Below are 14,476 nucleotides of genomic sequence, written 5' to 3'. Positions count from 1 at the left end.
AATCGTGGGTTCTCGTTTTACAATCTGATATAGTGTGTGCAGTTTTTTTTGCAATCGACAAATAAAGTTACAACTATCATGAAGAAATCTGCTGCACTTTTTCGTTCTGTAGCTGTATCAGCAGCCATGCTGGCTTCAGTGTCTGTCGCAGCCGCACCAGCTGTCGTTCCTGAAGCTCCGCAGATCGCTGCGAAAGGCTACGTACTAATGGACTACCATTCCGGCAAAATCCTGGCCGGAAACAAAGAATATAACCAAATCCCGCCAGCCAGCCTGACTAAAATGATGACCAGCTATGTTATCGGTCAGGAAGTTAAGCGTGGCAACATCTCGATGAACGATACTGTCGTGATCAGCAAGAATGCATGGGCGAAGAACTTCCCGGGTTCGTCCAAGATGTTCATCGAAGTAGGCAGCGAAGTTAAAGTTTCTGATCTGAACCGCGGTATCATCATCCAGTCTGGTAACGATGCATGTGTTGCCATGGCTGAACATGTTGCCGGCTCAGAAGACTCTTTTGTCGATTTAATGAATGCCTGGGCCAAAACCTTGGGTATGGATTCTACTCACTTTGCCAACGTTCACGGCCTGGACAACCCGCGCCTGTTAACTACGCCATATGATATGGCACTGCTGGCACAAGGCCTGATCCGCGACGTACCAGAAGAGTTTGCGATCTACAAAGAGAAGTCATTTACCTACAACGGCATTACTCAGTACAACCGTAACAGCCTGCTGTGGGACAAAAGCCTGAATGTAGACGGCCTGAAAACCGGTCACACCAACAATGCCGGTTACAGCCTGGTAAGTACGGCAACAGAAGGCAAGATGCGCCTGATCGCTGTAGTAATGGGTACAGACAGCCCGAATGCCCGTAAAGCGGAAAGTAAAAAGCTGCTGAACTACGGCTTCCGCTTCTTCGAAACGGTGTCTCCACACAAAGCGAACGAAACTTTCGTTACCGAGAAAGTATGGATGGGTGACACTGACGAAGTATCTCTGGGTGTAAGTGAAAATACCTTCGTTACCCTGCCTCGCGGCCAGACTAAAGACCTAAAAGCCAGCTTCGTTCTGGAAAAAGAGCTGAAGGCTCCGATTTCAAAAGGTGATGTTGTTGGTAAGCTTTACTACCGCGTCGGTGATGAAGACATTGCAGAATACCCGCTACTGGCTCTTAACGATGTCAACGAGGGCGGTCTTTTCAGTCGTCTGATTGATTACATTATGCTGCTTTTCAAAGGCTGGTTGAGCTAATTCAGCTGTCTGATTAATCAATAAAAAGAGGTAACTTCGGTTACCTCTTTTACTTTCAGGGCTCCGGACAGCCCGGTTCCTGATGCTTGTTTTATAGTGGTCGACCCATTAATATGCTCGGCTACATACAGTTATACCAATGCATAATCCTGGAGTTCAGAATGCAGCAGCAAGAACAGCCAAAACTTAAAGATCTGTTAGAGTTCCCTTGTAAATTCACTTACAAGGTAATGGGTTTTAATAAACCTGAACTTCCGGATCTGGTTGTTGAAGTTATCCAGCGTCATGCCCCTGGCGATTACTCACCAACAGTGAAACCAAGCGGCAAAGGCACTTACAGTGCTGTTTCTGTCACAATTACCGCAACCTCTATCGAGCAGGTTGAAACGCTTTATAAAGAGCTGGGTGACATTGAAATTGTTCGCGTAGTTCTTTAAAACAATACGGTATATAACCCTACAAATTGGCGGCTGTAAAAACAGCCGCCGAGTTTTATAATGCCCCTATAAGTGATGCCGTTTTAAGGTATTACCAGCCAACAAAATGGGTATTAAATTGAATAATAACATTATCGTTCGAGACCTTGGCCGCCAGGATTACCAAACAACCTGGCAAGCCATGCACGAATTCACAGATCAACGTAATACCGACACCACAGATGAAGTCTGGCTGGTTGAGCACAACCCTGTGTTCACCCAAGGTCAGGCCGGGAAAGCCGAACACCTGCTCAACACCGGTGATATCCCAGTGGTTCAAAGTGATCGCGGCGGTCAGGTAACCTATCATGGCCCTGGCCAACAGATTGCTTATATTCTCGTTGACCTGCGACGTCGTAAGCTCGGTGTGCGCGATTTAGTTACGCACATTGAAAATACGATAATAAATACTCTTTCCCGCTTCGGGATAGAGTCCTATGCCCGCCCGGACGCTCCCGGTGTGTATGTCGACAATAAAAAGATATGCTCGCTCGGACTGAGAATCAGGCGTGGTTGCTCTTTTCATGGTCTGGCACTCAATATAAATATGGATCTGGAGCCATTTTTACGCATTAACCCGTGCGGCTACCAGGGGATGGAAATGACCCAGGTGGCAGTCCTTAATGGCCCGTCTGAACTTGCCAAAGTTCAGCCTGTACTTATAGATGAGCTAGTCAAACTGCTCGATTATCAGAGCATTGAGTGGATAACGGAAAGCAATTCATAATGAGCAAACCAATTAAAATAGAGAAAGGTGTCAAATACCGTGACGCCGATAAAATGGCGCTTATCCCGGTTCGCAATGTCGCGGAAGAAGCCCCAAAGGAAGTTTTACGTAAGCCGGAGTGGATGAAAATCAAACTGCCGGCTGACAGCCAACGAATTCAAGACATTAAGTCAGCGATGCGCAAGAACAAGCTTCACTCTGTGTGTGAAGAAGCCTCTTGCCCTAACCTGGCAGAGTGTTTTAACCACGGTACTGCCACCTTTATGATCCTGGGTGCCATTTGTACCCGCCGTTGCCCGTTCTGTGATGTTGCCCACGGCCGTCCACTGCCACCGAATGCCGAAGAGCCGGCTCAACTGGCACAGACCATCGCAGATATGAAGCTGCGCTATGTCGTAGTCACCTCTGTAGACCGTGACGATCTGCGCGATGGCGGTGCTCAGCACTTCGCTGACTGTACCCGAGAAATCCGAGCTAAAAGCCCGGACATTAAGATTGAAACACTGGTGCCGGACTTCCGTGGCCGTATGGACCGTGCTCTGGAAATCCTGCGTGATAACCCGCCGGATGTATTCAACCATAACCTTGAAACAGCGCCACGCCTGTACCGTAAAGCTCGCCCGGGCGCGAACTATAAATGGTCGCTGGAACTGCTACAGAAATTCAAGGAAATGCACCCTGAGATCCCAACTAAGTCTGGCCTGATGATGGGTTTAGGTGAAACCAAAGAAGAAATCGTTGAAGTGCTGAAGGATCTGCGCGCTCACGGTGTGACAATGCTGACGCTGGGCCAATACCTGGCTCCGAGCCGTCACCACCTGCCGGTTGAGCGTTATGTACCACCTTCAGAATTTGACGAACTGAAAGAGATCGCACTGGAGCTAGGCTTTACCCATGCCGCCTGTGGTCCGTTTGTTCGTTCTTCTTACCACGCCGACCTTCAGGCGCAAGGCAAAGAAGTGAAATAATCACTTCAAAGCGAGGAGCAAGGGAAAAACATGCTCTTCGCTTCTTGTTCAGCAAATACAAAAAAACCGCTGCGGCATTGCCGGAGCGGTTTTTTAATCATACTGAAAAATGATTAGCTCTTGTTAGCGCGTTCAATTGCCGCAGCAAATACAGGAGCCATACTCTTCAGTGCTTCTTCTGTGACGGGCTTACCATCCGTATCTGTTACATTGACTGACGTACGGTTACCCAAATCACCTAACTGCAGTCGGTATGAACGATTATCAAGCTCAATTGGCTGAGTTCCCAGTTCAGTCCAGAATTCATCATCCGGTGAACGGAACTTCACTTCAACAATACCCTGCGAGCGATTTCGGCCTTCCACAGTAAAGCCCAACTGCCCCAACATATTCGGTAAGCGTTCCCAGAACACATTATAAGGAGCGCGGGCAATGATAACCGGCAAACCACTACGGTCCTGACCCATTGAAATAGGGATCTGCTTAACCAGCTCTTGAGCACGCAAGCGGGCCAGTTCGCGCTCCTGCTCATCATAGCGAGACATCACCAGGTTGGTCATCAGAATGCTGTAACGTTCTTTGTTAATCGCAGAAACCGGAGTAGTTTTACCGCCTTCACGCCAGTCAATCAAAGAAATCTTATAGCTATAACGATTTACTTCAGATGACTTCTCGATCAGATAACGGCTGCCAATCTCGCTTTCTTCATCCTCATTAGTCCAGTTGACCCAATCAGTTTCCATCGCATTTGCAGACTGGCTGCGCAACGTAATGTTCCGCTCACTAATCAGGCGTTGAGTCAGTTGCCAGACTTTGGTCAGCTCTTCGGGTTTGAGTAATAACAGGCTAACACCATCCGCATCTTTCACTGCCCGGGCGCCCGGAATCAAAGCCAGCACCTGCTGCGGCGGACGGATATCAACACCTGCACCCAACTCTCCCTGAAAATTCTGGGCAGGGATCGCATAATCATAAACCTGTGAAGCTTGAGCTTCAGCAGGTAGATTCCATGCACCCAAAGGTTTAGTTTCAAGGTAATTGAAATCCTGGTTCGCCTGGCGACGGCGTTCCGCACCACCAGAACACCCCGCTAAAACAGCAACCATTACTGCGGTTACCGCCAGCCTGTATTTATTATTCATTAAGCTTTCGCGCTCCTACGCTCTCGCAAATTACAGCAGCACATTGGCATCTTTCAGCGCTTCAGTCACCACTTGCTGTGCAGGTTCACTCAGCTCAGTCAGTGGCAGGCGCAAGGTTCCGTGCTCAATTAAACCCAGTTGATATGCTGCCCATTTCACCGGGATTGGATTAGATTCAACAAATAGCTCTTTATGCAAAGGCATCAAGCGTTCGTTAATTTCCTTTGCAGCATCAAACTGACCAGACAGTGCCAGCTTGTACATGGTTGCCATTTCTGCTGCGGCCACATTAGCCGTCACCGAAATAACCCCATGTCCGCCTGCTGCAACAAAATCTAACCCTGTAGCATCATCACCGCTAAGTTGGATGAAGTCTTCCCCACAAAGTTCCCGAGTTTTTTGCACTCGAGACAAATCAGCCGTGGCATCTTTAATCGCAACGATATTCTCAATTTCAGCAAGGCGAGCAACAGTCTCTGGTAGCAGGTCAACGCCGGTACGAGAAGGTACATTGTAAAGAATCTGAGGCAGTTCTGATGCTGTCGCTATTGCTTTAAAATGCTGGTACAAACCTTCTTGAGTCGGCTTGTTATAATAAGGCGTAACAGTCAGGCAACCGGCAACACCAGAGCCGTTGAAAAGTTTACTGAAGGTGATGGCTTCATGAGTAGCATTCGCGCCGGTACCAGCAACAACAGGAATTCGACCTTTGGCATATTCCAAAGTTTTCATGACCACTTTTACGTGCTCATCAACAGTTAAAGTTGCTGACTCCCCTGTCGTTCCTACTGCCACAATTGCATCAGTGCCTGCTGCAATGTGATATTCAACTAATGATGCCAAACTGGCATAGTCAACTTCACCGGCTTCATCCAGTGGCGTAACCAACGCAACCATGCTTCCTGAAAACATGTCCATCTCCCCTGTATATGTAAGTTGTCATGGTACTTTTCAGTTACAGTAAACTCAAGACAGATGTATGTAAATCAGTTAAGTAAAACCCGTCCAATAGTTGGCAATAATGTGTTATTTTTCGGCGAGTTCTCAGGATTTCATTCCATTCATCACAACTTCTTCGATTCAAACAGCAGTGACTCCAGCACCGATAGCCTGATTTACAATGACTGTGCTACCATGCCAGTGATAATAACAATCAGATGTGTATAGATATGGAACATTATTTAGTTGTCACCGCCGTAGGTACGGACCGCCCGGGCATATCAGATGAAGTCACCCGACTAATCAGTCAGTGCGACTGCAATATTGTCGACAGCAGGCTTGCCATCTTTGGCAGAGAGTTCACCCTTATCATGCTACTTTCCGGTAATGCTAATGCCATTTCCCGGGTGGAATCGACATTACCATTAAAGGCACAACAGCATGATCTGCTGACCGTGATGAAGCGTACCACCAAGCACGAGTATCGCTTATTCCCCTATACCGCCGACTTCCATATCGAAGCTGACGATGCACCGGGAATTATCGAACAGTTCACCCGTTTCTTTGCCAACCGGCAAATTGACATTGCCTCACTCAGTGCGCATACCCATGAAGCAGGTCAAGAGGGTGATCCGAACCGTTTTCAGTTACAAATCAGTGCCAACCTGCCTGAAGACTGTAACTTAACAACTATACAAGAAGAATATGAAGCACTCTGCCAGGATCTGCTTGCCAGCGGCACAGTGACATTCATCGGCCATAATCAATAAGGAAAAAACTATGAAGACATTGACCGCCGGTACGCTGGCGCCAAACTTCACGCTCATGAACCAGGACAACCAACCAGTTAGTCTGACTGACTTTAAAGGTAAAAAAGTACTGGCCTATTTCTACCCAAAAGCCATGACGCCAGGCTGCACCGTTCAAGCATGTGGCCTGCGTGACAGCAAAGCAGAGCTGGACGCACATAATATTGTGGTTCTGGGAATCAGTATCGACCCCGTCAAGCGCCTGCCTAAATTTATTGAACGCGATAACCTGAACTTTACTCTGTTGTCTGATGAAGACCACGCGGTTGCTGACCAATTCGGAGTCTGGGGTGAGAAAAAGTTCATGGGTAAAATCTATGACGGGCTGCACCGCATCAGCTTCCTGATCAATGAGGAAGGTGTGATTGAACACGTCTTCAATAAATTCAAGACCAAGGATCACCATGAAGTCGTACTGAACTACCTGAACGACAACGCCTGATACTGATTGATTTCAACGTCGGTTTAAAAATCTATTTGAGCAGATGTTCAAAAAAATCCCCCGGCCTTTACCGAGGGATTTTTTTATGAGCGACTTATGAATGCAAGCTGAGGTAATTACAGCTCTGTTGCGTTAACCCAGATAACTGCATCCTGAGACAGTTCTTTGCCTTTGTGCTCTGTTGCAGGGCCTGAACCCAGACATGCAAAGCCCCAAACGCCCGCTTTAGGGATACCAAACGTAAATTCACCATCCTGATCGGTAATCGCTACGATAGCAGTTTCAGGCGCTTCACGGTGTGTAGTTTTACCGAATGCGTTACCTTTCATGTCAATATCTGTGTTGATGTATTCGATCTCACACTCAACACCTGCAGCTGGTTTGCCTTCAGACAGTACCTGACCAGAGAAAGTGCCACCAGCAAATACCTGGTAAGGTTTGTTCAGAGGAACAATCTCGGTTGGCAGACCAAGAGGCTGTTCCCAACCAGTAGGCAGACCACCTTTGTTCACGTAAGACTTAGTGATTTGCTGAATGTAAATATCTTCGCCTTTTTCGTAATACGGAGCTGGAACAACCGCAAATACGTAGTCACCGTTACGCTTCACTTTGTAATCAGCCTGGTAAGCTTTTGCTGTGTTCTCTGGGCCTTCCCAGCTAATTTGCTTTAGCTTGCTCATCAGGTCGATGCGCTTATCTTTGAACTGAACAAAGAACTGCTCTGGCTTATCCATGTCCATAACATGTCCATTTTCCATTGGGTGGCCAAATACCAGTTTCATATTCATTTCAGTTGGTTTTTCTAGCAGCACGTCCGGCGTGTAAGCCAACTGGAAGTGTGCATTAGCAGCACCAGAAACAGCCAGAGCGGCAGCACCAAGGGTGGTAAGAAGCGTTTTTTTCATTTTATGTTATTCCTTTATACTTAGAGGCTCAGCCTCATGACTGCGTATTACTCGGTGATATCTTCACTTGAAATTTCAACCAGGTGACCCGGACCAGCATTGAACTGAACCTTGTAATCACCTTCAGGCTTATTAAATTCGAACTCACTATCCTCGCTCATCTTGCCGTTAATCAAAGCCTTTCCATTGGCATCAACCACGGTCAGTTCCACACCTGCCGCCGATGAACCATCAGAGAAGCCCCCCTCACACAACACGGTACCGTCACCGTTGTCGTAACAGGAGCACAGAGGGGTATGAGCCATAGCAGCAAGCGGCATCATGGAGAACATGAGCGCAAATGAAAGTTGTTTTTTATTCATGTCGTGACCTGATTTCTGTTGTTAGCGGAGCTTGCCGCCCTCAATTATTAAGAGCTATGTAAGCAGCATCCTGAATATCGGGACACAAGATAGCAACACCTCAAATGAGAATCTCTCTTGTTTGCAGTTTTATTGAGATAGATCAATAAAATTGATAACGATTCTCATCTAGCTTGAAAGTTATTGATTTTTATAAATAATGTCTATGACATCACCACTAATTTTTATTCCAATTTGACAACTTGTGAGCAGTATTTATGACACTGAACGATATCCTTCCAAACCAAACTGTTGTTGTTCACCGTCATCTTGCTACCGGCATGATCAGGCAACGCCTGATGGATCTGGGCATCATGCCTCAGGCGGTTGTAACCATGATCAGAAGTGCACCACTTGGTGATCCCATCGAGATTAAAATTGATAACACCCATGTTTCACTGCGCCGTTCAGAAGCCGCAGGTATTGAAGTGACAACCACTGCTCATTCTGAAGCATGTTGTTAATGCCTAAGTAAGGAACGCAATAATGACCAATCGCACGCCGCTGGTTGCCCTGTCAGGTCAACAGAATGCCGGTAAATCCACACTGTTTAATTTGCTTACCGGGGCGCGACAGCATATCGCCAATTACCCCGGCGTCACCGTTGACAAGAAATACGGTTATTTCCGCCATCAAGGTCAGTCCTACCAAGCCGTTGATCTTCCAGGTACGTACAGCCTGTCTTCATTTTCACTGGAAGAACGGGTAGCACGAGACTTCCTCTGCGCCGAAAAACCGGACCTGGTCATCAACGTTGTCGATGCTGCCAACCTGAAGCGTTCCCTACACCTGACGGTGCAGTTACTTGAAATGGAGTGCCCGACCGTACTGGCTCTGAACATGATGGACGTGGCAAAAAAGCAGGGAATTGTGATTGATACTGAAGCGCTCAACCAATACCTGGCCATACCGGTAGTAACGACTGTAGGTCGCAAAGGGGAAGGACGCGAAGAACTCTGTAACGTTATTGAAGCTAACACAATCAAAGCTTCAAATGATCCACAAACAACGCAGGATAAACTTCCCGAATACCCTGCTTTGAACGAAGCCATGGCCGTTTTGAATACCGCCCTTGCTCCGCTGGAAGCGCGAATTGCGGAACTGCCTTACCGCTGGCTTAAACTCAAAATGCTGGAAAACGACAGCCAGATCTACACCAAACTGGCGGAAGTTCTATCCGAATCAGAGCTATCAATACTGCGTGATATTGTTACTAAGCAACGCTCACAGTTTGAACAGCAACATGACACCAGCATCAATGACTATATCGCAGCCGAACGTGAAGCCTTTATTCAGGCAATGCTGAAGGCTGCAGTCAACGTTGCGCCAAGTAAAGGTCCGACGTTGTCACAACGCATTGATAAACTGGTACTGAACCGCGTACTGGCACCTATTTTCCTTGTACTAACCGTCTTTATGATTTATCAGCTGGCGATTGTTCAAGGCTATGAGCTGACTAACTATACCTGGCCTTACCTTGCCAGCATGCGTGAACTGGTTGCCGGACTGCTGCCGGAAGCCGGCTTCCTGTTTGACCCATACACCCGCTCACTGGGACTGTGGATTGTCGATTCAGCCAACACACTGCTGAACTATGTGCCAATCTTCCTGATCCTGTTCGCCCTGATCGCAATACTTGAAGATTCAGGTTACATGGCCCGTATTGCTTTTGTGGTCGACAAGATCCTGAACCGCTTCGGCCTGCACGGGCAAAGCACTTTGCCTATGATCCTTAGTGGTGTCTTTGCCGGCGGCTGTGCCGTACCGGGTATCATGGCAACCAAGGGGATCCCGGATCATCGTGCCCGCATGGCGACTATCCTGACGGTTCCTTTCATGAACTGTCTGGCTAAAGTTCCGCTTTATACGCTACTGGTCGGCATATTCTTCGAGCAGGACAAAGCATTGATGATGTTCTACATCTCAACAATGACCATCATTGCGGCTCTGCTGGTTGCCAAACTGCTGTCTGTCACTGTTCTTCGCGGTGAAGAGAGTGCACCGTTTGTCATTGAGCTGCCACGTTACAACCTGCCTACAGTCAGAGCAGTACTAACCCGTGCGTTCGAACGTACCTGGATTTATATCAAGAAGGTCGGCACCATCGTTGTCGCAGTATCTGTCGTAATTTTCACCTTACTGCAATATCCGGGTCTGCCTCAGGAACGCGAAACCTTCTATCAGCAACGCGCAGAACAGGCGGTTAACACATTCAACAAGAAGATGAAAAACAACCCGTACCTTGAAATTGCTCAGGGCGAACGGTTGGTTTCACTGGTGAATTTCTATAACGATTACAAACGCGCCAAGCTCAATGCCAGCGGTGCTGAAGCCTCCAGAGCGGTCAATGCTACATTCGAAGAGCGAAATCCTGAGTTCTACCCGTTTGTAAAAGCACCGAAAGGCGACAAAAATGCCAAGAAAGCCAACCGTGCTCTTCGCAAATTGGTCAGCGCACGCAAATCGATTCGTCGTGAGATTAAAGAAGAACGCCTGACCAACTCGGTACTTGGCTCAATCGGTCGTTCACTGGAGCCAGCCACCCAATTTGCCGGCTTCGACTGGAAGATCAACGTCGCTCTGCTGTCTTCCTTCGCCGCACGAGAAAGCAGCGTTGCCACCCTTGGCGTTCTGTTCCAACAGGAAGATGACCAGAACAATACGCTGGAAAAACGTATGGGTGATCAGAGCAACAACATTACATCACTGACCGCTGTTGCAATGCTCCTGTTCTTTGCACTGTATCCGCCATGTCTGGCAACCACCATCATGGTTAGGGTTCAGACCGGTCAATATCGCTGGATGCTGCTAGCACTGATCTTCCCGACAGCCCTTGGCCTGGGTGTCGCCAGTACCACCTATACCTTGGGAATGGCTCTGGGTGTATCCGGTATCACCATGATGAGCGGCGCTTACTTCAGTGGGCTGGCATTACTGTTGATAGTCGGTTTTTACCCGGCTCTGAAGCACAAGCTTATGCCCGGCTCAACACCCTCAGCACTGAGTAACCACGGAGTATAATTATGACAACCAAGACTGCACAGACTTTACCTGTTATGCCGGACCTAACTGCAAATACTGACTGGACAGATATCGTCGTTGTCAGTCTGGTCGTCTTTACTGCGCTGGTTTATCTCTATTTCAAATGGTGGAAGAAGCAAGGGCGCTGCGCCGGGTGCAACGGCTGCGGCAAAGCCACTCCTCGTAAGTCTCATTGCCAGACGATGGGGACAATTGCCACCCTGCGCCCTATCGATGATGAAACCACATCATCATCAGCGAACCAGTGACAAAGAACGAGTAAATAACCGCATTTACCCAAAACCAATACAAAAATGCCCGCATCACCTGCGGGCATTTTTTTAATTAGTGATTCGATAAGATCAAACCAGCTTATTCCACCGCCTGCTCTTCGTCTTCACCGGGTTCATTAGACGGCAACGCATTCCACACGGCTTTCACCAATGTCGCCAACGGGATAGCAAAGAACACGCCCCAGAAGCCCCACAAACCACCAAACACCAAAACCGCGATGATAATCGCTACTGGATGAAGGTTCACCGCTTCCGAGAACAGGATTGGCACCAACACATTGCCGTCCAGCGCCTGAATAATGCCGTAAGCCACCAGCAGCCACCAGAAATCAGGGCTAATTCCCCACTGGAACAAACCAACCATAGCTACTGGCAGGGTTACTGCCGCCGCACCGATATAAGGAATCAGAACAGAAAAACCAACCAGTACGCCCAACAATACCGCATAACGCAGATCCATTACCGCAAACGTAATGTAGCTGACAATCCCGACAATCAGGATTTCTGTTACCTTGCCGCGAATATAGTTGGTGATCTGCTCATTCATCTCAGCACCAACCTTACTGGTCAGGCGGCGATTCTTAGGCAGCAGGCCACTCAGGGTTGCTAACATTTCTTCTTTGTCTTTAAGCAGGAAGAAAACCAGCAAAGGCACCAAAATCAGATATACAGCCAGAGTAGCCAGGCTCACCAGTGAAGCTAATGAACCTTTAACCACACTCTCGCCCATGCCCAAGACTTTCTCACGCAGGGTATCCATAAAGGTGGCAACCTGGTGCGGCTGAACAAAATCAGGATAGCGCTCCGGCAGACTGGATACAAAATGCTGCAGACCGTTAAACATATTCGGCACATCAGCGACCAGGTTACTTACCTGATGCCAGATAGTTGGTACCAAACCAAACACAGCCATTACCATCAGTCCGGCAAAAAGGAGCAAGACCAGCACGACAGAAATTGATCGCGGCAAACCTAGCCGGGTAAGCCTCATCACAGGCCATTCCAGCAGGTACGCCAAAACAATCGCCACCAACAATGGAGCGATCAGGTTGCCGAAGAAATAAATTGTCAGAAAGCCAAATAACAGAATGGCAACCAGACTGACGGCATGAGGATCTGAGAATCGTCGCTGATACCAGCGAGTTAGCATGTCCAGCATAAAATGTTTACTGCCTTTTGTTCACGATTATTACAAGCTGTTGCGAGGTTGCAGTGAGCTCTTCAACATTAAACCCATGGTTTAACAGGTAACGGGGTATATCTTGTCGGGCTCCTGCATCAGAAATATAAATTTCAAGACGCTGGCCGCAATGTAGTTCTCTGGTCGCGCGCTTGGCCAGTAACAGTGCCATAGGGCAACGTTCTGCAGTCAAATCTAGCGATAAGGTTTCCATTCCGGCAGGCTGACAGTTATTATCCATCGAAGTATTGTAATTGACATCGATGCGACAAAAAAGAAACCAGAGAAAGGTTTCGTTGTCTCAGACTATGTAAGTTATCACTGTTCAGCAAGGATTTAGCTAAAATAGGGCGCTAATGCTCCTTGCGGACAAGGCGAATACCAGTAAAGGCGGTTTTATTATTAACATGTTTCGATTTACTAAGGCCCCAATTTATCTCTTACTCTGTACCTTATTGGGGTCTGGTGTGACTGCTCAGGCAGAGAATTTTAACAACCTGCCGGAAATAGGGACGACAGCAGCGTCAACGCTGACGATAGAAAAGGAAATGGAGTACGGTGATGCGTATATGCGTATGTTACGTGCCAGCATGCCAGTCATTGGGGATCCCCTGCTATCGGAATATGTTCAGGATCTCGGGCATCGTCTGGTTGCCAATGCCGATGATGTCCGGACACCGTTCAATTTTTTCCTGATCCGCAACCGTGAAATTAATGCCTTCGCATTCTTTGGCGGTCATGTCGCTATTCACTCAGGTCTATTCCTATATGCCAAAAACGAGAGCGAACTAGCCTCGGTTATTGCCCACGAAATTGCTCACGTAACTCAGCGCCACCTAGCCCGCAGCATGGAAGATCAAGCGAAGAAATCACCAGCTACAATGGCAGCGATGATTGGCTCACTCATGCTGGCGATAGCCTCACCAGAAGCTGGAATTGCGGCTATCCACGCCACCACAGCAGCCTCAGCACAGGGCCGGATCAACTACACTCGCAGTAACGAAAAAGAAGCCGACCGCATAGGTATCAATACCCTTGCTAAGTCTGGTTTTGATGTTCAGGCTATGCCCCGCTTCTTTGGTCGCCTGGCCGATCAGTACCGCTATGCCAGTACGCCACCAGCCATGTTGCTGACTCACCCGCTGCCGGAATCTCGTATTTCCGATACCCGCAACCGTGCGAACCAGTACCCAGCTCGCCGAGTAGAAACATCTGAACGCTATCAGCTGGCACGAGCGCGGATTGTCGCCCGTTTTGCCGGCATCGACAGTGAAGCCGCTCTGGACTGGTTTAACCGCCAGTTGAAAAAAGTCAACGGTAAACAAAAAGCCGCCCTCAATTACGGTAAAGCTCTGGTTTATATCGATTCAGGCAAATATCAGCAGGCCCGCGAAATACTGACACCATTGCTGAAGGCTGAGCCGGACAACCGGTTCTATATTGATGCTGCGACTGATCTGGATATCTATGAGAATAAGTTTGATCAGGCTATCACTCGCCTTGAAAACGCACTCAAAGCCAACCCAAATCACAGTGTGCTTCGCCTGAATCTGGCCAATGCCCTGCAAAAAGCCGGGCGTAGTGCAGAAAGTATTCCAGTCCTGACCCGATACACCTACGACAACAGCGATGATAGCAATGGCTGGTATCTGCTCTCTCAAGGCTATGCCAACATCGGTCGTCGTGATGCCGAGCTGGCGGCCCGTGGTGAACTGATGGCGCTGAGAGGACAATGGGACAAAGCAATCCAACATTACATCGAAGCCAGCCAGCTTGTGGATGTTAACTCTCTTGACCAGGCTCGCTACGATGCCCGGATTGACCAGCTCCGCACAGCCCGCGCCAGATTCGCAAATCTTTGATCCAATAGCCGATCTTTCCTTTTCTTACCGGTTGCAGTTCCTCTACAATGGAACTGC

At 48.3% G+C, this 14,476-nt stretch carries 16 protein-coding genes; 10 read left to right on the top strand and 6 right to left on the bottom strand.

Annotated features, from left to right (window positions below; translation table 11 throughout):
* Positions 1-78: 78 nt before the first annotated feature.
* The 4 genes from AACQ93_RS03900 (at position 79) to lipA (ending at position 3,425) form a co-directional block, all read left to right on the top strand.
* The gene (locus AACQ93_RS03900) at positions 79-1,254 is read left to right on the top strand and encodes a serine hydrolase (RefSeq protein ID WP_007468391.1); all 1,176 of its coding nucleotides are present in this window, start codon (positions 79-81) and stop codon (positions 1,252-1,254) included.
* A gap of 161 nt (positions 1,255-1,415) precedes the next feature.
* On the top strand, positions 1,416-1,691 hold the full coding sequence (ybeD, locus tag AACQ93_RS03895) for a DUF493 family protein YbeD (RefSeq protein WP_007468389.1): 276 nt from the start codon (positions 1,416-1,418) through the stop codon (positions 1,689-1,691).
* Positions 1,692-1,797: 106 nt separating this feature from the next.
* On the top strand, positions 1,798-2,457 hold the full coding sequence (gene lipB / locus AACQ93_RS03890; protein ID WP_369808734.1) for a lipoyl(octanoyl) transferase LipB: 660 nt from the start codon (positions 1,798-1,800) through the stop codon (positions 2,455-2,457).
* On the top strand, positions 2,457-3,425 hold the full coding sequence (gene lipA, locus AACQ93_RS03885) for a lipoyl synthase (RefSeq protein ID WP_064602347.1): 969 nt from the start codon (positions 2,457-2,459) through the stop codon (positions 3,423-3,425). Before lipB ends, lipA begins: the two co-directional genes overlap by 1 nt.
* Positions 3,426-3,538: 113 nt before the next feature.
* Here the strand turns inward: lipA and bamC are convergent, their stop codons facing one another.
* Together bamC and dapA are read right to left on the bottom strand one after the other, a co-directional pair.
* Positions 3,539-4,567: an outer membrane protein assembly factor BamC gene (bamC, locus tag AACQ93_RS03880; protein ID WP_064602345.1), complete on the bottom strand. Its 1,029-nt coding sequence runs from the start codon at positions 4,565-4,567 to the stop codon at positions 3,539-3,541.
* Between the two features lie 30 nt (positions 4,568-4,597).
* Entirely contained in the window at positions 4,598-5,479 is an 882-nt protein-coding gene (dapA, locus tag AACQ93_RS03875; protein WP_064602343.1) for a 4-hydroxy-tetrahydrodipicolinate synthase, read from the bottom strand.
* A 257-nt stretch (positions 5,480-5,736) separates the two neighbouring features.
* Here dapA and AACQ93_RS03870 point away from each other — a divergent pair, with 257 nt between their 5' ends.
* Both AACQ93_RS03870 and bcp read left to right on the top strand, forming a co-directional pair.
* Positions 5,737-6,276: an ACT domain-containing protein gene (locus AACQ93_RS03870; protein ID WP_064602342.1), complete on the top strand. Its 540-nt coding sequence runs from the start codon at positions 5,737-5,739 to the stop codon at positions 6,274-6,276.
* A gap of 10 nt (positions 6,277-6,286) precedes the next feature.
* Positions 6,287-6,757, top strand: a complete 471-nt coding sequence (bcp, locus tag AACQ93_RS03865) for a thioredoxin-dependent thiol peroxidase (RefSeq protein ID WP_064602340.1) — start codon at positions 6,287-6,289, stop codon at positions 6,755-6,757.
* Positions 6,758-6,873: 116 nt separating this feature from the next.
* Here the strand turns inward: bcp and AACQ93_RS03860 are convergent, their stop codons facing one another.
* Together AACQ93_RS03860 and AACQ93_RS03855 are read right to left on the bottom strand one after the other, a co-directional pair.
* Positions 6,874-7,662: a DUF4198 domain-containing protein gene (locus tag AACQ93_RS03860; RefSeq protein WP_007468374.1), complete on the bottom strand. Its 789-nt coding sequence runs from the start codon at positions 7,660-7,662 to the stop codon at positions 6,874-6,876.
* Between the two features lie 47 nt (positions 7,663-7,709).
* The gene (locus AACQ93_RS03855) at positions 7,710-8,024 is read right to left on the bottom strand and encodes a hypothetical protein (RefSeq protein ID WP_007468371.1); all 315 of its coding nucleotides are present in this window, start codon (positions 8,022-8,024) and stop codon (positions 7,710-7,712) included.
* A gap of 257 nt (positions 8,025-8,281) precedes the next feature.
* Here AACQ93_RS03855 and AACQ93_RS03850 point away from each other — a divergent pair, with 257 nt between their 5' ends.
* Genes AACQ93_RS03850 through AACQ93_RS03840 form a run of 3 tightly spaced genes read left to right on the top strand, consistent with a single transcriptional unit; the run spans position 8,282 to position 11,353 of the window.
* Complete coding sequence (locus tag AACQ93_RS03850; protein WP_064602338.1) at positions 8,282-8,527, top strand: FeoA family protein; 246 nt, start codon at positions 8,282-8,284, stop codon at positions 8,525-8,527.
* A 22-nt stretch (positions 8,528-8,549) separates the two neighbouring features.
* Positions 8,550-11,084 (top strand): ferrous iron transport protein B, encoded by a 2,535-nt coding sequence (gene feoB / locus AACQ93_RS03845; RefSeq protein ID WP_064602336.1) that lies wholly within the window; start codon positions 8,550-8,552, stop codon positions 11,082-11,084.
* 2 nt (positions 11,085-11,086) lie between these two features.
* The gene (locus AACQ93_RS03840) at positions 11,087-11,353 is read left to right on the top strand and encodes a FeoB-associated Cys-rich membrane protein (protein WP_064602333.1); all 267 of its coding nucleotides are present in this window, start codon (positions 11,087-11,089) and stop codon (positions 11,351-11,353) included.
* Positions 11,354-11,456: 103 nt separating this feature from the next.
* Here the strand turns inward: AACQ93_RS03840 and AACQ93_RS03835 are convergent, their stop codons facing one another.
* The gene (locus AACQ93_RS03835) at positions 11,457-12,536 is read right to left on the bottom strand and encodes an AI-2E family transporter (protein WP_064602331.1); all 1,080 of its coding nucleotides are present in this window, start codon (positions 12,534-12,536) and stop codon (positions 11,457-11,459) included.
* Between the two features lie 7 nt (positions 12,537-12,543).
* A complete protein-coding gene (locus AACQ93_RS03830; protein ID WP_036801012.1) occupies positions 12,544-12,771 on the bottom strand; it encodes a sulfurtransferase TusA family protein in 228 nt (75 codons plus the stop codon).
* A 193-nt stretch (positions 12,772-12,964) separates the two neighbouring features.
* Between AACQ93_RS03830 and AACQ93_RS03825 the strand changes: the two genes are divergently transcribed.
* Positions 12,965-14,419 carry a beta-barrel assembly-enhancing protease gene (locus AACQ93_RS03825; RefSeq protein WP_064606473.1) on the top strand — a complete coding sequence of 485 codons (1,455 nt, stop codon included), beginning with the start codon at positions 12,965-12,967 and terminating at the stop codon, positions 14,417-14,419.
* Positions 14,420-14,476 lie beyond the last annotated feature (57 nt).

Source organism: Photobacterium sp. J15, assembly GCF_963870815.1.
GTDB lineage: Bacteria > Pseudomonadota > Gammaproteobacteria > Enterobacterales > Vibrionaceae > Photobacterium > Photobacterium marinum.
The sequence above is the reverse complement of the archived record's forward strand: the minus strand, read 5'-3'. Positions and strand labels throughout refer to the sequence as shown.